Consider the following 17,221-nt stretch of genomic DNA (forward strand, 5'->3'; position numbering starts at 1 on the left):
TTTGACTAATTCTTCGATTTATCGGATTGGAATATGAATACATCCAAAGGTCGCAATGTGGTCGTCGTCGGCACCCAGTGGGGTGATGAGGGCAAGGGCAAGCTGGTTGACTGGCTGACCGAAAGCGCCAACGGCGTCGTGCGTTTCCAGGGCGGTCACAACGCCGGTCACACACTGGTCATCAACGGCGTGAAGACGGCTCTGCACCTGATTCCCAGCGGCATCATGCGTCCCGGCGTGAAGTGCTACATCGGCAACGGTGTGGTGCTTTCCGTGGGCAAGCTGTTTGAAGAAATCGAAGGCCTGGAAAAGGCCGGCGTGCAAGTGCGTGAGCGTCTGCGCGTGTCCGAAGCCTGCCCGCTGATCCTGCCTTTCCACCAGGCTCTGGACGTGGCCCGTGAAGCGGCCCGTGAAAAGGGTGGCGTGCAGAAGATCGGTACCACCGGCAAGGGCATCGGCCCCTCCTACGAAGACAAGATCGCCCGCCGTGCCCTGCGTGTGCAGGACCTGAAGCACCCCGAGCGCTTCGCCACCAAGCTGCGCGAGCTGCTGAGCCTGCACAACCACATTCTGGTGAATGTGCTGGGTTCCAAGAACTTCGACTTCGGCGCCGGCCTGGCTCCCTACATGAAGGACGGCGAAGTTCAGTTCGACGCCGTGTACGAAGAAGCCATGCGTCATGCCGAGCTGATCAAGCCCATGATTGCCGATGTTTCGCGCGAGCTCAATGCCGTGCACGCCGAAGGCGGCAACCTGCTGTTCGAAGGCGCGCAAGGCACGCTGCTGGACGTGGATCACGGCACCTACCCCTATGTCACATCGTCCAACTGCGTGGCCGGCAATGCCGCCGCAGGCGCTGGCGTGGGCCCAGGTCTGCTGCACTACATCCTGGGCATCACCAAGGCTTACTGCACCCGCGTGGGCGGCGGTCCCTTCCCCACCGAGCTGGAATGGGAAAAGGAAGGCACTCCTGGCTGGGTCATGTCCACCGTGGGCGCGGAAAAGGGCGTGACTACCGGCCGTTCGCGTCGCTGCGGCTGGTTTGATGCTGCGCTGCTCAAGCGCTCGGCCCAGATCAACGGCCTGTCCGGTCTGTGCATCACCAAGCTGGACGTGCTGGACGGCATCGAAGAGCTGCAACTGTGCGTGGGCTACGAGCTCGACGGCGAGACGATCGACCTGCTGCCTCTGGGCGCGGACGATATCGAGCGCTGCAAGCCCATCTACGAATCCATTCCCGGCTGGACAGACTCCACCGTGGGCGTGACCGAGTACGACAAGCTGCCCGTGAACGCTCGCCGCTATCTGGACCGTATAGCCGAAGTGACCGGTGTGCCCATCGCCATGGTGTCCACCAGCCCCGACCGCGATCACACCATCCTGATGCACAACCCGTACAGCGCCGCCTGATCGGGCTGGGTTTTACTGAACTTTCAAAGGAACTGTGCCCATGCTGACAGAAGACGGTAAGCACCTGTATGTGAGCTACGACGAGTACCACGGTCTCATCGAAAAGCTCGCCATCAAGATCCACCAGTCCGGCTGGGAATTCGACACCATCCTGTGCCTGGCACGCGGTGGTCTGCGTCCCGGCGACATCCTGAGCCGCATTTTCGACAAGCCCCTGGCCATCATGTCCACCAGCTCCTACCGCGCCGAAGCCGGCACGGTGCAGGGCCATCTGGACATCGGTCGTTTCATCGCCACGCCCAAGGGCGACATTTCCGGCCGCGTGCTGCTGGTGGACGATCTGGCGGACTCGGGCGCCACGCTCAAGGCCGTGATCGCCATGCTCAAGACCAACTACGCACCCATTACGGAGCTGCGCAGCGCCGTGATCTGGACCAAGGGCGTGTCGACCTTCGAGCCTGACTATTCGGTGGACTTCCTGGCCACCAACCCCTGGATTCACCAGCCTTTCGAAGGCTATGACACGCTGAACCCCGAAAAGCTGGCGGAGAAGTGGAAGGTCTGAGGACCCGTCACCGACGTTGGCAAAGGAGCCCTTTTGGGGCTCCTTTTTTTATAGAGCAATGATGTTCATCAATGGATGAGCGTCATGTGCCTTTATTCCAACGGTTTCAAGCTTTTTTAAGGCTGTACCGTAATAAAAGCAGGAGCTAGCTGCTCCTGTTTTTGAATTGTTGTCATGATGCGGCCTGCGCCGATCAGGCAAGCTTGGCGCGGCATTTCAACAAGCTTTGTAAACCAGAAGGCTTGTGTTGGCAGCGGCTGCATTGACGCAGCTACACTGCATGGATTCTGAGAAGGTGGTGGTTGTGGGACGTCTTTCTATTGGGCGCACTGGCGCTGCTGTGGCATTGGTCGTGGGCGTGGGCGCTGCGGCATGGTTGGGGGCTTCGGCCTTGCCCGGTTTCAAGTCTGCCAAGGCAGCCGCACCGGCGGTCCCTGCCGCTCCTGTGGTCGCGCCCGCGGCGGCGGTTGCAACCGGTGCACCTTTGCCGCCAGCTGCTGTCAAGCCGGCACAGGCAGCGCGTGCCGTGCAAGGCCCGACGCCCATCTTTGTGCTCAATTCCCTGGATGCATCCATCAGCGTGATCGATCCGCAGACCTGGAAGGAGCAGTCGCGCATTCCCACGGGCAAGGAGCCTCACCACCTGTATCTGACGCCAGACGAGAAATCACTGGTGGTGGCCAATGCGCTGGGCGATTCGCTGACTCTGGTGGATCCGCGCACGGGTGCCGTGCAGCGCGTGATCCGCGATATCGTGGACCCATACCACCTGCGCTTTTCGCCGGACATGAAGTGGTTTGTCACGGCTGCCAACCGCCTCAACCACATCGATTTCTACCGCTGGGATGCGGCCACGCAGACGCCGACGCTGGTCAAGCGCGTCTCCACCGGCAAGACGCCCAGCCATTTGTTCATCGACGCGCAGAGCAAGACGCTGTACTCCACCATGCAGGACAGCGACGCCCTGGTGGCCATCGATATCGCCACCCAGACCATCAAGGCCCGAGTGCCCACAGGCCCCATGCCTGCGGACGTCTATGGCAGCCCTGATGGCAAAAAGCTGTTTGTCGGCCTGACGGGCGGCGATGGTGTCGAAGTGTTCGACATCACCGGTCCCGAACCACGCAGCCTGGGTCAGATCAAGACGGCAGCCGGCGCCCATGCCTTCCGCGCCGCCGGCGATGACCGTCATCTGTACGTGAGCAATCGCGTGGCCAATACCATCAGCAAGATCGATATGGTCAGCAGCCAGGTCGTTGCCAATTACCCGGCGCCTGGCGGCCCCGACTGCATGGATGTCTCGGCCGACGGCCGCTACATCTTCGTGGCCTCGCGCTGGGCGCGCAAGCTGTCGGTGATCGACACGGTGGAGAAGAAGGTGGTCAATCAGGTCAATGTGGGCAAGTCGCCTCACGGTGTCTGGACGCTGTCCCACGCTGCGCGCTAAGGTGCTTGTCCCTGCTGCATCGAAACGGCAGGGATGGCTTGGTCTCCGTGTTGACCACCTCAAGGAGGGTGGATGCAAAGACGTTGTTTCATGCTCGGCTCGCTGGTCGGCGGCCTGCCTGCCGTCCCAGCCTTTGCTGCCGAAGCTGCAAGGAAGATGGCTTCAGGCGCTTGCTCCAAGGCGGTCTACCTGACCTTCGACACCGGGCATATGGGCATAGCCCAGCTTGTCGCCCAGGTTCTGCAAAAGCACAAGGTGCCCGTCACATTTTTTGCGGCCAATGAGGCCACGAAGGAGGGGGGCAGCAGTCTGAGCGACTTCTGGGCGCCCTGGTGGAAGGCGCGTGCCGACGAAGGTCACCAGTTCGCATCCCATACCTTCGACCATATGTACTGGCTGGCCGATATCCGCGACAAGGCCACGGGCCAGGTCACGCACTTCAAGGTCAAGCCATCGGCCGGGCCCAGAGCCGGTCAGAGCTATGTGGTGTCTGCCGATGAGTACCGCCAGGAGATTGCCCGCTCCGCTCAGAGGCTGGCACAGATCACGGGTCGCAAGACCTTGCCGCTGTATCGCGCGCCGGGCGGCAAGACATCGCCAGCGCTGATTGCCGCAGCGCAGCAGGGAGGCTTTCAGCATGTGGGCTGGGCGCCGGCAGGCTTTCTGGGCGACGAGTTGCCCAGCGACAGGTATCCCAATGAACGCTTGCTGGCCCAGGCACTCAAAAGCATAGGCGGCGGCGATATCTTGCTGGCCCACCTCGGCATCTGGTCGCGCCAGGACCCCTGGGCCCCGGCGGTGCTGGAGCCGCTGATCGTCGGTCTGCTGGATAAGGGTTTTTGCTTTCGTACGCTGGCCGAGCATCCGGCGTACCAGGGCTGGATTGCGCAGCACCGCTGAGTGCGGCAAGAGGAGTGAGTTGTGGATTGGTTGGTTCAGATGTTTGGAGAGGCGCAGCAACGCTTGTTTGAAGGCGTGGTTCAGCCGTTTCTGTTCCATTTCGGCATGGCGAACCTGCTCGAAGATGGCTACACAGCCACGGGCTGGCTGCTGGTGGGGCTGCTGCAGATAGCGGTCATGGTCGCGGTGATCGTGCCGCTGCAGCGCTGGAGGCCGGTCGAGCCAGTGGTGGACCGCCAGGCGATTCGCGTGGACATCCTCTACACGCTGATTCACCGGCTGGGATTTTTCCGGCTGGCATTGTTCTTCACGATCGATCCCTTGTGGGATGCCCTCATGGGCAGGCTTCATGTCTTGGGGATGCCTGGCTTTCATCTTGACGATATCTGGCCGGGCGTGACGGACAACGCCTGGGTCAGTCTGTTGATGTATCTGGTCGTCTTCGATCTGGTCGAGTACTGGATTCATCGAGGTCAGCACGGTTTTACCTGGTGGTGGAAGCTGCATGCCGTGCACCACTCGCAGCGCCAGATGACGGTGTGGAGCGACAATCGCAATCACCTGCTCGACGACGTGATCCATGACGCCATCATCGTGCTGGTGGCACAGCTGATTGGCGTGGCTCCGGGGCAGTTCGTGGCCATCGTGGCCCTGACCCAGCTCAGCGAGAGCTTTCAGCATGCCAACGTGCGCATCTGGTTTGGCCAATTGGGCGAACGCCTGTGGATCAGTCCACGCTTTCACCGTCGCCACCACGCCATCGGTATTGGTCACGAACCCATGGCGCCCGTGCGCAACAAGAAGGTGCATGGCAACAATTTCGGCGTATTGTTGCCCTGGTGGGACATATTGTTTGGCACGGCCAACTTTGATCTGCGCTATGACCCCACGGGTATTCGCGATCAGGTGCAAGCGAATGCAAAAGGTCAATTGCGCGACTATGGCCGTGGCTTCTGGGCGCAGCAGTGGCTGGCTGTCCTGCGATTGATGGGTCGCGCATAAGTCAATCCTTGAGTATGCTTGCCAGCATGAGCTTGCTACTTGACTCTTTTTGGCGTGCCATGGCGTATTGCCTGCATAAGCGGGTCATTGTCTGGTCACTCTTGCCGCTGCTGGCCATGGCCTTGATGGCCTGGCTTCTGGGCTACTTCTTCTGGGCCGATGCGGTCCTCAAGGTGCAAAGCCTGCTGGACGGGGTGGGCTGGCTGCATTCCTTGTGGCTATGGCTGCAAGGGCTGGGCCTTGGGTATGCCTCGGAGGTGGTGGCTTCCATTTTTGTTGTGTTGGGAGCAATGCCTGTACTCGTGGTGCTGGTTTTGCTGCTGGTGGGCCTGTTCATGGCACCAGTGCTCACCCAGCTGGTGGCCGAGAAACGCTTTGTCGGTCTCGAGAAAAAGCATGGCGGCTCCACCATGGCCAGCCTGGTCTGGTCGGGCGGCTCCACGCTGATTGCGCTGCTGGCCTTGTTTGTCACTCTGCCGTTATGGGTGTTCCCGCCGCTGATGCTGGTGGTGGCGCCTTTGATCTGGGGATGGCTCACCTACAGGGTCATGGCATTTGACGCCTTGTCTGAGCATGCCAGCAAGGACGAGCGCCGGGCCCTGTTTGCCCGTCATCGCATGTCGCTCATTCTGATGGGCGTGATCTGCGGCTATCTGGGCGCAGCGCCCGGTGTGGTCTGGATTTCCGGGCTGCTGTTCCTGGCCGCCTTCTGGATTCTTGTGCCCATTGCCATCTGGATCTATGCGCTGGTATTTGCCTTCTCTGCACTGTGGTTTGCCCACTTCTGTCTGGCGGCGCTGGAGCAGATGAGGGCGCAGACCATGCCGAGTGCTGCCGACCCGCAGGTCCCGTTTGCACCTGGTGCAGATGATTCGGATGGTGCAGCTTCGGTGGCTCGCTGAAAAGCGTCTGCAGCAGGTTGAATCAGGTGCCATGCACCAAAAACAATCTTGTTTCAGAAATGCACCAAATTGGTGCTAATTAATTCACCAAGATGGTGCAATTGTTTGGCGTGCTCTGGCAGTGAGACAATGCGCGTCTGTTTGGTGCAGTTTGCAGATGCAGCTCTGGTAAGTGCTTATGTCTTGTGCCGAATATCTTTACACCAAGGCTCGGTTTCGGTGCGCAGATGTTGTTGTGAGGCGCCGAGGTCGAGTTGGCACGCAAACTGCTAGATACTATTCATTCTTTATTTGATCAGCCAAAGTTGGCAGGAGAGATCTAATGGCGAAGACCGTTGCAGACGTGATGCAGATGGTGCAGGATAACGAGGTCAAGTTCGTGGACCTGCGCTTTACCGATACCCGCGGCAAGGAACAGCACGTGACCGTGCCCGTGTCGCACTTCGACGAGGACAAGTTCGCCTCGGGCCATGCTTTCGACGGTTCTTCCGTTGCCGGCTGGAAGGGTATCGAAGCCTCGGACATGCAGCTGGTTCCCGATCCCAACACTGCCAATATCGATCCCTTCTTCGAAGAGACCACACTGATTCTGCAGTGCGATGTGATCGAACCCGGTGATGGCAAGGCCTACGACCGCGATCCCCGTTCCATTGCCAAGCGTGCTGAAGCCTACCTGAAGGCTTCCGGCCTGGGCGATACCGCTTACTTTGGTCCCGAACCCGAATTCTTCATCTTCGACGGCGTGCGCTGGGGTACCGAGCCTCACAACCCCTTCTTCGAAATCGAAGAATATGAGGCTCCCTGGAACACCGGCACCAAGTTCGAGACCGGTAACCGTGGTCACCGTCCTCGCGTCAAGGGTGGCTACTTCCCCGTTCCTCCTGTCGACAGCACCCAGGACATGCGTGCAGAGATGTCGCTGCTGCTGGAAGCGGTCGGCATTCCTGTCGAAGTGTTCCACCATGAAGTGGCCGGCGCCGGTCAGAACGAAATCGGCACACGCTTCTCGACCCTGGTCGAGCGTGCCGACTGGACACAGCTGCAGAAGTACATCATCTGGAACGTGGCCAACACCTACGGCAAGACGGCAACCTTCATGCCCAAGCCCTACGCTGGCGATAACGGCTCCGGCATGCACGTGCACCAGTCCGTGTGGAAGGATGGCAAGAACCTGTTTGCCGGCGACGGCTATGCCGGCCTGTCCGACTTCGCCCTGTACTACATCGGCGGCATCATCAAGCACGCTCGTGCGCTGAACGCCATCACCAACCCTGGCACCAACAGCTACAAGCGTCTGGTTCCCGGCTTTGAAGCGCCCGTGAAGCTGGCTTACTCGGCCAAGAATCGCTCGGCCTCCATCCGTATTCCTTACGTCAGCAACCCCAAGGCTCGTCGCGTGGAAGCACGCTTCCCCGATCCTCTGATGAACCCCTACCTGGGTTTCGCAGCTCTGCTGATGGCCGGCCTGGACGGCGTGGAAAACAAGATCCATCCCGGCGAAGCCGCGACCAAGGATCTCTACCACCTGCCCCCCGAGGAAGACAAGCTGGTGCCTACCGTCTGCCACAGCCTGGATCAGGCTCTGGAAGCCCTGGACGCAGACCGTGCGTTCCTGACCAAGGGCGGTGTGTTCTCCGACAGCATGCTGGATGCCTACATCGAGCTGAAGATGGGCGAAGTGACTCGCTATCGCCAGTCGGTGCACCCTGTCGAATACGATATGTACTTCTCGCTGTAAAGCAGAGGTCAAAAAAGGCGGCGCAAGCCGCCTTTTTTATTGAGCGCCCGCTGCGGCGGGCGTGGCAGCAAAGGAACCAAACGGGTTGGTGGCGGTCAAGTAGTCAATAAAAGCCGCAGGCTTGGAGCGATACTCAGGGTATTGCGGACTTGCGGCCGCCGTCTGCCTGAGAGGACCGAATGAAGAAGTTTTATGTGTTGTCGTTGCTGTGTCTTGCATCCGGGCTGGTTTCTGCCCAGGATGTGATCTACCGCTGCGGCAATGAGTACACCAACAATGTTTCGCAGGCCAAGGCCAAGGGATGCAAGCCGGTCGATGGCAGTGGCGTGACGGTGATTCACGGCACCAGGCCCTCGGGTGGCAATGCCGCTGCGGCTTCGGCCAAGCCCAAGCCGGCAAGTAGCTCTGCATCGAGCGCGCCGGCCACGGCCCGTAGCGACAGTGCCGCGCAGAAAGCGCGTGACTCCGATGCACGAGCCATCTTGCAAGGCGAGCTGAACAAGGCCCAGGCCAGACTGTCCGAGCTGAAGGCGGAGTACAACGATGGCAACCCCGTGCGCACGGCGCTGGAGCTGCGCAATCCTCAGGGCTACCCGGAGCGGGTGGCCAAGCTGAAAGCCGATATCACACGCCAGGAAAGTGATATCGCAGGCATCAGGCGAGAGCTGGACCGGCTGCCTGCGGTCAATTAATCCGGCCCCTGGGGCTGGTCATTTTTGGTCTATCGAATGAGTTCCACTGCAGCCCCGCTCCCCGATATCCCCAGGCCTGATCCGGATCAGGCCAATGCTCACGGCTACCAGTCGCTGGACTGGCTTTGCACCCTGATTGCCGTGCTTGACGAGTACGGCATGGTGCGCTTCGTCAACGCGGCGCTGGAAAACGCCCTGGGCCAGTCGCGCCGCATCATGGTGGGCAGTGACTTCGCCACCTGCTTTGCCGAGCCTGCCTTGCTGGACAAGGCGCTCAGCGGCGCCCGTTCCAACGACTTTGCTGCGCTGCGCTTCGAAGCCAGCCTGCTGCGCCTGGGGCAGGAGCCCTTGCCGATTCATGCGGCCGTTTCGCTGGCCGAGAAGGCCGGCCATGTCATGGTGGAGATGTGGCCGCTGGAACAGCAGGCCCGTCAGGATCGCGAGGAGCGCATCCGAGAGCAGGCGCTGGCGAACAAGGAACTGATCCGCAATCTGGCGCACGAGATCAAGAATCCGCTGGGCGGCATTCGCGGCGCGGCCCAGTTGCTGCAGATGGATCTGGTCACGCCCGAGCTGCTGGAATACACCACGGTCATCATTCACGAGGCCGATCGCCTGCAGGCGCTGGTGGACAGATTGCTGGCCCCGCATCGCCACCCGCATGAGGTGGGCGACGTCAACATCCACGAGGTCTGCGAGCGCGTGCGTTCGCTGGTGCTGGTCGAGCACCCCCAGGGGCTCAGGATCACGCGCGACTATGACATCTCCATCCCCGAGTTCAGAGGCGACAGCGCACAGCTGATACAGGCCTTGCTCAATATCGTTCAGAACGCGGCCCAGGCGCTGGGGCGGCGCATTGCAGAGGGCGATGCCGAGATCATTCTGAGGACGCGTGTGGCCAGACAGGTCACTCTGGGGCGTGAGCGCTACAGATTGGCACTGGAATTGCATGTAATCGACAACGGGTCAGGCGTGCCAGATGCCATCAAGGAGCGGATTTTCTATCCTTTGGTCTCAGGCAGAGACGGCGGATCCGGCCTGGGGCTGACGCTGGCTCAGACCTTTGTGCAGCGTCACCATGGCCTGATCGAATGCGAGAGCCAGCCGGGGAGGACGGATTTCCGAATCCTGATACCGCTGCCATAAAGCCTGACATTATCAATATGCAGAAGAAGGGAAGGATGTTGCACGAATGAAGCCAATCTGGATTGTGGACGACGACCCTTCCATCCGCTTTGTGCTTGAAAAGGCATTGGGGCGTGAAGGCTGGCCCATTCGCAGCTTTACCCAGCCGCGCGATGTGCTCAAGGCCCTGGCTGATGTGGACAACAGCGATCCCGAGCGTCAGGCTCCACAGGTGCTGGTCAGCGATATACGCATGCCTGGCGGCTCGGGCCTTGAGCTGCTGGAGCAGGTCAGGGCGCAGCAGCCTGGGCTGCCCATGATCATCATGACGGCCTATTCCGATCTGGACAGTGCAGTCTCGGCATTCCAGCGCGGGGCCTTCGAGTATCTGCCCAAGCCATTTGACGTACCCAAGGCCGTGGAGTTGATCCGGCGCGCCGTCGAGGAAAGCCAGCGCGAGGAGGTGGCCGATGTGCAGGCTCCGGTGCAGGCGGAAATGCTGGGTCAGGCACCCGCCATGCAGGACGTGTTTCGTGCCATCGGCAGATTGAGCCAGAGTCATGTCACGGTGCTGATCACCGGGGAGTCCGGTGCCGGCAAGGAGCTGGTGGCACGGGCGCTGCACAAGCATTCTCCGGTTGCCGGCGGACCGTTTGTGGCCATCAATACCGCAGCCATTCCGAAAGATCTGCTGGAGTCCGAGCTGTTCGGCCACGAGCGCGGCGCCTTTACCGGCGCGCAGACCCAGCGCAGGGGGCGTTTCGAGCAGGCCGAAGGCGGTACGCTGTTTCTCGATGAAATCGGCGACATGCCGTTCGAGCTGCAGACGCGTCTGCTGCGGGTGCTCTCCGACGGCCATTTCTACCGGGTTGGCGGACATCAGGCCGTCAAGGCCCATGTGCGTGTGATTGCGGCGACGCACCAGGATCTGGAGCTGCGCGTCAAGGACGGTGCTTTCCGCGAGGACTTGTTCCATCGTCTGAATGTGATCCGCCTGCGCCTGCCCGCGCTGCGCGAGCGCAAGGAAGACGTCCCCATGCTGACTCAGCATTTCCTGCAGCAAAGCGCGCGTCAGCTGGGGGTTGAGCCCAAACGCATGAGCACGGCCGCCATGAGCCGCCTGCAGGCCTTCAACTTCCCGGGCAATGTGCGCCAGCTGGAAAACATCTGCCACTGGTTGACCGTCATGGCTCCGGCCCAGCAGATTGCACTCAAGGACTTGCCGCCCGAAGTGCTAGGCAGCTCTGCATCGGTGAGCACAGCAGTCTTTGCCGGCGCATTGAGCAGTGGTGTGGGCCTTGACCAGTCCAAGGTAAACCTGCCGGAGGCGGCGTCCATGTCCGTGCCTGGCACTGCGGCAGCTCCTTTGACCGAAGCTCCGACATTGACCGAGGGCTGGCTGGAAGGGTTGGGCAAGCAGGCCGAGGAACTGTTGTCGCAAGGCCACCACGATGTATGGGATCAGCTGTCCCATCAGTTCGAGGCACAGTTGCTGCGAACGGCTCTGGCAGCCACGCATGGTCGCAGAGTGGAAGCTGCCAGCCGGCTGGGGATTGGCCGCAACACCATAACCCGGAAGCTGCAGGAGCTGGGATTGGAAAACGAGAATTTCGACTGAAGCAGTGCAGTGGCCACTCGCTCTCGCGGTGGGTTTTATCCGTCCTACATGGTGCAATCACGGTTGACGACATGAGGCAGATGGCGCAGGGGTAAAAATCAACAGGCCTTTTGTTGATTGGACTGTTTGCGTTGTCTGCCTTGCCTTTATCCATCTCTTTCCCACCTGCACCGGAGTCTTTCCCGCGGGATGCGAACGCCTTGTCGCCATTGCTGCAGATGCCGGAGGCCGAGGAGGCCTTCTGGCACGAGCGCTATATGTGCGAGCCTTACTTTGTCCCAGGGCGTAGCTTTGATCAGTATTACCCTGCCTATCTGCTGGGCTGGCAGGCCGGCAGATATCGGGCTCGGCAGACGGCTTCGGGGGGGAGCAGGAGTTTCGAATCCCTGGAGGCCGAGCTGCGCCGGCATTGGTCGCTGCATTGCGGGGGCAGCCTGCTGGACTGGTCTCAGGTCAGAGCAGCCGTCAAGGCAGCCTGGCGCCGTGCGATTGTTCCACCCGCGTCCAAGCCTTGCGCGGAGGCCGTACTGGGCCAGATGGCGAAGAACAGTCTTGCTCTGGCGTTGCAGGCAGGACTGCGTTTCGCGCAAAGCTCCAGACTGTTTTTGACGACTGCGGACGCCAGCATGGCTGTCGATGCCCTGCGCCGCTTCTCGCAGGATTCACACAAGCTGGTTTCCGAGCTGGAGGAGCTGCTTGATGGTGTTCCGGCGGCCCCGCTATCCATGGCCTTGGATGAGGGCGGTCTGCTGGAGCGGGTGCGCAAGACCTGGCTTGACTATCTGGGAGAAACGGTGGCCGAAACCTGGCTGGATGTGCTGCGGCGCTTGCAGACCTGGCTGGAGCGCACGGAGCACACTGTTCAGCTGGATTTGCCGGTCAAAGTCGCCAAGCTGCTCAAACGCCATGTGATGCTGTTGCGTGGCCAGCTGCAGGCCTTGCAGTGGCTGAGCCATGGCGCCGTCTGATCCGTACCGCCTCAGTCCAGTGTGACGACCACGGGGGCGTGATCGCTGGGCTGTTTGTTCTTGCGCGGAGCACGGTCCACGCTGCAGGCGCTGACCTTGCTCTTGAGAGCCTCGCTGACCAGAATATGGTCGATGCGCAGGCCGCGATTCTTCTGAAAGCCCAGCATGCGGTAATCCCACCAGGAGTAGCTTTTTTCCGGCTGCTCGAACATGCGGAAGGCATCGCTCAAGCCCAGCTGCAGCAGGCGCTGGAAATGGTCGCGCTCTTCCACTGTGTGGTGGATCGTGTCCTTGAGGCCGACGGGGTCGTAGGAGTCGCGATCTTCGGGAGCCACGTTGAAGTCCCCCACCAGCACCAGGCGCGGATGCAAGGCCATCTGTTCCTTGACCCAGTCTTGCAGCGCCTGCAGCCAGCGCATCTTGTAGGCAAATTTTTCCGAGCCAGGTTCCTGGCCGTTGACGAAGTAGCCGTTGATCAGACGAATTTCGCCGTTCGGCGAGTCTATGGTCGTGGCAATGATGCGGGCCTGTTCGTCGTCAAGCCCAGGGATGTTGCGCACCACATCGCGCCCCGTGTCGCGCGTGATCCAGGCCACGCCGTTATAGGTCTTCTGGCCGTGGCTGACTGCCTTGTAGCCGGCTTCCTCGAACGCCATGTGCGGGAACTTGTCGTCGGTGAGCTTGAGCTCCTGCAGTCCCAGCGCATCGACGGGGTTGGCGGCAAGCCAGTCCAGCACCTGCGGCAGTCGTACGGACAAGGAGTTCACATTCCAGGTGGCAATTTTCATTGTCATATAAGCCCACTTGAATTCAATGGGTTGCGTATCTGATTTTTAGGTTTCTAGCTCTAGCTACCCAGCTAGCTACCCAAAAAAGGTGTTCAAAAGATGGTCGTGCTTTCAGCTCCTTCTATCGTATCAGCCACATAGTTCCCGCTGAGCGAGCGCGTTTTGGAATAAGGTGGCCAAGTTGCAGTCGCAAGCCTGTGAGTGATGAACATGCCCTCAAGCCGTCGCACATGTGGCATCACCTGCACGTGCATGTGCCGGTGTTACAGCCAGAGTGCGATCAGGCTACGCACACGCTCCAGGGCCTTGACGGCTTGTATCAGCGAGGTGGTTGAGCCATGTCACAGCAACAAGGCTGGTTCGGCATCTCCGTCAGGCTCGTATTTGGGCGAGTGCCATTGGCTAAAACATATGACGTATACCGACGCCGAAGCCTGTCTGGTTGATTCCGGCGACCGGCAGGCTGCCAGCCTGGCCGCTGCTAGCGCTGAATGTGGCATTGCCGCTGTTCTTCATGTGTCCCAGTGACGCATAGGCGGCGGTTCGTTTGGAGAAGTGGTAGGTGCCACGCAGCACCATGAACTGGCCTTTGTCGCTATTGGACTTGTACTGGAGCCGGTAGTACTGGGTGTCGAAAGTCCATGCTCCTGCGGGATACGAAAGGCCGACGAACCACAGGTCGCTGCGGGGGGAGACCTTGTAGCCATCGTTGTCGCGGCGCAGAAATCCCGCTCCAATCTTGATTCCGTTGAATTTCACATAACCGTTGAGCATGGTGCGCTTGTCACTCATGCCGCTTTGGCTTAGACCACCAAATGCACCTGAGCCTCCTTTGAGCACGTCATGAGCCAGCGCAGTCCCCCAACTGGCGGAGTCGTACTTGAGCAACATCGACCATTCGCGGCAAGCGTTCCTGTCGGTGCCACTCTCGCCGGCACAATTTGTGCCGGCGGGGCTAGGGCCAGCATTGGCCGTATCGCGCCCGAAGCTGTAGGTCATGCCCACGGTCAGTCCTGAGAATGTGCCCTTGTAGGAGATGGCGTTGTCGGCGCGTGCATTCGGAAAATAGCTGTCGAAGTTCGCAATGCTGTGCATACCCGGCCCGATGACATCGGCGTCATGCATCGACCAAAACAGCATCGTGTACTGCCGGCCCAGGCCAACCTGACCCCAGGGGCCGTTCAGGCCAACAAACGACTGTCGCCCAAACCCGCGCCCACCTTGGTTCAAGACGCCCGAATCAGGTGCGATGCCCATTTCGAGAACGAACTGGGCACTTATTCCGCCACCCAAATCTTCACGGCCACGAAATCCCAGCCTGGATGGAATGTTGCCCGCATTGCTGGGGATGCGCATGAGCCCAGAACCAGTGGCGCCCACATGGTTGATGTGCTCGACAGCGGTGTCGAGCAATCCATAGATCGTGATGCTTGGTTGGGCATGACAGGCGCCTCCCAACCACAGGAATGCAGCGGCACAGAAAAATTGCTTGTTCATCGGGGTCTCCTCCAGGATTGCGGTCCAACTTCCGCACGTACCTCAGGCGATAGCCGTCGGCAGTGGCGAGCAATCAGCCTGTTCGCTGAGCTCCATCAGCAACTGCATACACAACTGTCCGCGCTCGGCAGCGCGCTCATGCCACAGGTTGTGTTGCTCGAGCGGATCGGCGTGCAGGTCGTAGAGCTCGCACAGCTCGGGCAAGTTGCTCAAGGTCAGGCGCCATTCTTCGCTGACGAGGCTGCGAAGGCGGTAGCGGCGCGTTCTTCCGTGCGGCAGCACCACGGGCTCGCTTTCGACAATGACACCAGGGCGCGATGGGACTGTTTGCGATTGCCCGTCCAGCCAGGGCAGCAGATTGAGTCCCTGGATCCCGTTGTAGGGGGCGAGCCCGCAGCGCGCCAGCACGGTCTTGGCAATGTCGATGGTTCCGGATGGCAGCTCCAGGACTGGAGGAGCGGCCCGGCTGCATGGGTCCTTCCAGATGAAGGGTACGCGCGTGAGCCCACTGAAATGCATGGCGCCCTTGAGCACGATGCCATGGTCGCCCATCATGTCGCCGTGGTCGCTGGTGAAGATGATGACCGTGTCGTCCTCTATGCCCAACTCCTGAAGAGTCTGGAGTAACTGCCCGACCTGCTCGTCGATCATGCTGACCATGCCGTAGGTCAGGGCCAGCGTTTCCTGGCATTCACGGCTGGTTACGGCGTAGGCGCCGTAACCCTCGCGGGAGCCTCCCTCTCTGGTGTAGCGATGAACGTCGACCAGCAGTTGAGAGTTGCCGGGCTTGCCGAAGCTGGGCGGCAATGGCATGTCCTCAGGCTGGTACATATCCCAGAACCGTCCCGGAGGAGTGAATGGATGGTGCGGATCAGGAAAGGACAGGTTGAGAAAGAACGGCTTGCCGGGTGAGCCCTGCACATGTTTTCTGAGCCAGTTGCAGCCGCGCTCCCCCACCCAGGTCGAGGGATACAGCGCCTCGGGTATGGCCGTGCGCCATGCCTGCGGCGCGCTGTAGCCTGGTGAAGGCAGGGCGTTGGCACGGCCGCGCAGACTGTCGGGAGCCGGATGGCGCTGGGCCAGCCAGCGGGCATAGTCACCTTCAACCTGGTCGCCGTGGAACGTAGCCAGCTCCACATGTTCGAAACCGTAGTAAGGGGTGGTCACCGCAATGCGCTTGCCACTGCGCCAATCGGGCGTCCATTCGTTCAAATACCCGTCGCCGTCACGCTGGCGCTTTCGTGCGTCCAGTAGATCGAGCGGCGGCGCGACACCTTGGTCACCCTGGCTCCAGCGACGGCGTGCCGGGCCGTCATAGCCAAAAGACTGCAGGTGAGACTTGCCTATGAGTGCCGTGGCATAGCCTCCTGCGCGCAGCAGTTCCACAAAGGTAGTGTGATCGCGCGAGAGACTGATGCCGTTGTGCACCACGCCATGCAGCGATGGCAGCCGTCCGGTCATCAGCGTGGCGCGATTGGACATGCAGGTGGTGCTGGCCGCATGGAAGTTACTGGCGCGTACGCCGGTGCGGGCCAGGCGGTCGATGTTCGGCGTCCTCAGCAGCGTGTTGCCCGCGCAGCCCAGGTGGTCGGCACGCTGCTGGTCGGTGACGATCAGCAGCACGTTGGGAGTCTTGTTCGTCATGAGGCCGGCTTTCAGTCGGCAGTGATGCCAAGTTCTTTCACAAGCTTGCCGTAGCGCTTGTAGTCGGCGCGGGTCTTTTCGGCGAAAGCGCTGCGTGGCTGGTTTTCCACGCTCTGGTACAGGTTTCTGAACTGGGCTTCGACCTCGGGCTTGGCCAGAATCTCGCGCAAGGTTTTGTTGATATCGTCAGCCAGCGCCGGGTCCATGTTGCGGGGGCCATAGACGCCGAAGGAAATGTCGACCTCCACCCCTGCAAAGCCTTGTTCGTGCATGGTTGGCAAGCTGGGCAGAAAAGAGCTGCGGGCTTTGTCTGCCACGGCCAGCGGTACCAGGCGTCCCGCATCGATCAGGGGCTTGGCAACAGGCATGCCGAGGAAGGTCAGCATTACATGGCTGCCCAGCACGTCGTTGATCGCCGGTGTCGTGCCTTTGTAGGGCACATGGCGCAATTGCACGCGAGCTACCTTATTGAACAGCTCGCCCACTATATGCATGGGAGACCCATTGCCCGAGGTGGCGTAGCCCAGGTCGGGCTGTGTCTTCGCTATCCGGGCCACATCGCCCGCCGTTTTTGCACCGAGTCTGGGGTTGGCGAGCATCAGCATGGAGGCTGATGAGAGCAGAGCGATCGGAGTGTAGTCCTTGACGACATCGGCATGCTGCCCGCCCGCCGGCAGCACGTGAGGGACCATGGTGAAGGTATTCGGTGTCACCAGCAGGGTGTGGCCGTCGGCCTCGGCGCGGGCTACGGAGTCGTTGCCCAGGTTGCCCGACGCTCCCGCCCTGTTCACCACGATGACGGGATTTTTCCAGCGCGCTTGAAGCTGGGGCGCCAACAGGCGCGCTATCTGGTCGGGAGCCCCTCCTGGCGGGAACGAGACGACCAAGGTGATGGGCCTGTCCGGATGTGTGGGCATGCCGGTTT

At 60.8% G+C, this 17,221-nt stretch carries 15 protein-coding genes; 11 read left to right on the top strand and 4 right to left on the bottom strand.

Annotated elements, in window-relative coordinates:
* Positions 1-33: 33 nt before the first annotated feature.
* From AAIL67_RS17330 to AAIL67_RS17380, 11 genes are all read left to right on the top strand, one after another.
* Positions 34-1,410, top strand: a complete 1,377-nt coding sequence (locus tag AAIL67_RS17330; protein WP_034359345.1) for an adenylosuccinate synthase — start codon at positions 34-36, stop codon at positions 1,408-1,410.
* Between the two features lie 40 nt (positions 1,411-1,450).
* A complete protein-coding gene (locus tag AAIL67_RS17335; protein WP_003063794.1) occupies positions 1,451-1,975 on the top strand; it encodes a phosphoribosyltransferase family protein in 525 nt (174 codons plus the stop codon).
* 280 nt (positions 1,976-2,255) lie between these two features.
* Positions 2,256-3,422: a beta-propeller fold lactonase family protein gene (locus tag AAIL67_RS17340; protein ID WP_034378382.1), complete on the top strand. Its 1,167-nt coding sequence runs from the start codon at positions 2,256-2,258 to the stop codon at positions 3,420-3,422.
* A gap of 72 nt (positions 3,423-3,494) precedes the next feature.
* A complete protein-coding gene (locus tag AAIL67_RS17345) occupies positions 3,495-4,322 on the top strand; it encodes a polysaccharide deacetylase family protein (protein ID WP_034378381.1) in 828 nt (275 codons plus the stop codon).
* Positions 4,323-4,343: 21 nt separating this feature from the next.
* Complete coding sequence (locus AAIL67_RS17350; RefSeq protein WP_034359337.1) at positions 4,344-5,324, top strand: sterol desaturase family protein; 981 nt, start codon at positions 4,344-4,346, stop codon at positions 5,322-5,324.
* Between the two features lie 14 nt (positions 5,325-5,338).
* Positions 5,339-6,226 (top strand): EI24 domain-containing protein, encoded by an 888-nt coding sequence (locus tag AAIL67_RS17355; protein ID WP_034359334.1) that lies wholly within the window; start codon positions 5,339-5,341, stop codon positions 6,224-6,226.
* Positions 6,227-6,548: 322 nt separating this feature from the next.
* Positions 6,549-7,964, top strand: a complete 1,416-nt coding sequence (gene glnA / locus AAIL67_RS17360) for a type I glutamate--ammonia ligase (RefSeq protein WP_003063782.1) — start codon at positions 6,549-6,551, stop codon at positions 7,962-7,964.
* A 179-nt stretch (positions 7,965-8,143) separates the two neighbouring features.
* Positions 8,144-8,656 carry a hypothetical protein gene (locus AAIL67_RS17365; protein WP_034378378.1) on the top strand — a complete coding sequence of 171 codons (513 nt, stop codon included), beginning with the start codon at positions 8,144-8,146 and terminating at the stop codon, positions 8,654-8,656.
* 36 nt (positions 8,657-8,692) lie between these two features.
* A complete protein-coding gene (gene glnL / locus AAIL67_RS17370) occupies positions 8,693-9,802 on the top strand; it encodes a nitrogen regulation protein NR(II) (RefSeq protein WP_034359329.1) in 1,110 nt (369 codons plus the stop codon).
* A 46-nt stretch (positions 9,803-9,848) separates the two neighbouring features.
* Positions 9,849-11,399 carry a nitrogen regulation protein NR(I) gene (ntrC, locus tag AAIL67_RS17375; RefSeq protein ID WP_034359327.1) on the top strand — a complete coding sequence of 517 codons (1,551 nt, stop codon included), beginning with the start codon at positions 9,849-9,851 and terminating at the stop codon, positions 11,397-11,399.
* 200 nt (positions 11,400-11,599) lie between these two features.
* A complete protein-coding gene (locus tag AAIL67_RS17380; RefSeq protein ID WP_224648524.1) occupies positions 11,600-12,367 on the top strand; it encodes a hypothetical protein in 768 nt (255 codons plus the stop codon).
* Between the two features lie 11 nt (positions 12,368-12,378).
* Here the strand turns inward: AAIL67_RS17380 and xth are convergent, their stop codons facing one another.
* The 4 genes from xth to AAIL67_RS17400 form a co-directional block, all read right to left on the bottom strand.
* Entirely contained in the window at positions 12,379-13,155 is a 777-nt protein-coding gene (gene xth / locus AAIL67_RS17385) for an exodeoxyribonuclease III (protein WP_034359323.1), read from the bottom strand.
* 402 nt (positions 13,156-13,557) lie between these two features.
* On the bottom strand, positions 13,558-14,652 hold the full coding sequence (locus AAIL67_RS17390; protein WP_034378376.1) for a porin: 1,095 nt from the start codon (positions 14,650-14,652) through the stop codon (positions 13,558-13,560).
* A 42-nt stretch (positions 14,653-14,694) separates the two neighbouring features.
* Positions 14,695-16,296, bottom strand: a complete 1,602-nt coding sequence (locus AAIL67_RS17395) for a sulfatase-like hydrolase/transferase (RefSeq protein WP_343484457.1) — start codon at positions 16,294-16,296, stop codon at positions 14,695-14,697.
* Between the two features lie 11 nt (positions 16,297-16,307).
* Positions 16,308-17,213: a tripartite tricarboxylate transporter substrate binding protein gene (locus tag AAIL67_RS17400; protein WP_343484458.1), complete on the bottom strand. Its 906-nt coding sequence runs from the start codon at positions 17,211-17,213 to the stop codon at positions 16,308-16,310.
* Positions 17,214-17,221: the final 8 nt, after the last annotated feature.

The organism is Comamonas sp. A7-5 (genome assembly GCF_039581385.1).
GTDB classification, from domain to species: Bacteria; Pseudomonadota; Gammaproteobacteria; order Burkholderiales; family Burkholderiaceae_C; genus Comamonas; species Comamonas thiooxydans.

Coding starts and splice junctions, on each gene's coding strand:
- AAIL67_RS17330 (WP_034359345.1), top strand. CDS start 34: ATGAATACATCCAAAGGTCGCAATGTGGTCGTCGTCGGCACCCAGTGG.
- AAIL67_RS17335 (WP_003063794.1), top strand. CDS start 1,451: ATGCTGACAGAAGACGGTAAGCACCTGTATGTGAGCTACGACGAGTAC.
- AAIL67_RS17340 (WP_034378382.1), top strand. CDS start 2,256: ATGGATTCTGAGAAGGTGGTGGTTGTGGGACGTCTTTCTATTGGGCGC.
- AAIL67_RS17345 (WP_034378381.1), top strand. CDS start 3,495: ATGCAAAGACGTTGTTTCATGCTCGGCTCGCTGGTCGGCGGCCTGCCT.
- AAIL67_RS17355 (WP_034359334.1), top strand. CDS start 5,339: ATGCTTGCCAGCATGAGCTTGCTACTTGACTCTTTTTGGCGTGCCATG.
- glnA (WP_003063782.1), top strand. CDS start 6,549: ATGGCGAAGACCGTTGCAGACGTGATGCAGATGGTGCAGGATAACGAG.
- AAIL67_RS17365 (WP_034378378.1), top strand. CDS start 8,144: ATGAAGAAGTTTTATGTGTTGTCGTTGCTGTGTCTTGCATCCGGGCTG.
- glnL (WP_034359329.1), top strand. CDS start 8,693: ATGAGTTCCACTGCAGCCCCGCTCCCCGATATCCCCAGGCCTGATCCG.
- ntrC (WP_034359327.1), top strand. CDS start 9,849: ATGAAGCCAATCTGGATTGTGGACGACGACCCTTCCATCCGCTTTGTG.
- xth (WP_034359323.1), bottom strand. CDS start 13,155: ATGAAAATTGCCACCTGGAATGTGAACTCCTTGTCCGTACGACTGCCG.
- AAIL67_RS17390 (WP_034378376.1), bottom strand. CDS start 14,652: ATGAACAAGCAATTTTTCTGTGCCGCTGCATTCCTGTGGTTGGGAGGC.
- AAIL67_RS17395 (WP_343484457.1), bottom strand. CDS start 16,296: ATGACGAACAAGACTCCCAACGTGCTGCTGATCGTCACCGACCAGCAG.
- AAIL67_RS17400 (WP_343484458.1), bottom strand. CDS start 17,213: ATGCCCACACATCCGGACAGGCCCATCACCTTGGTCGTCTCGTTCCCG.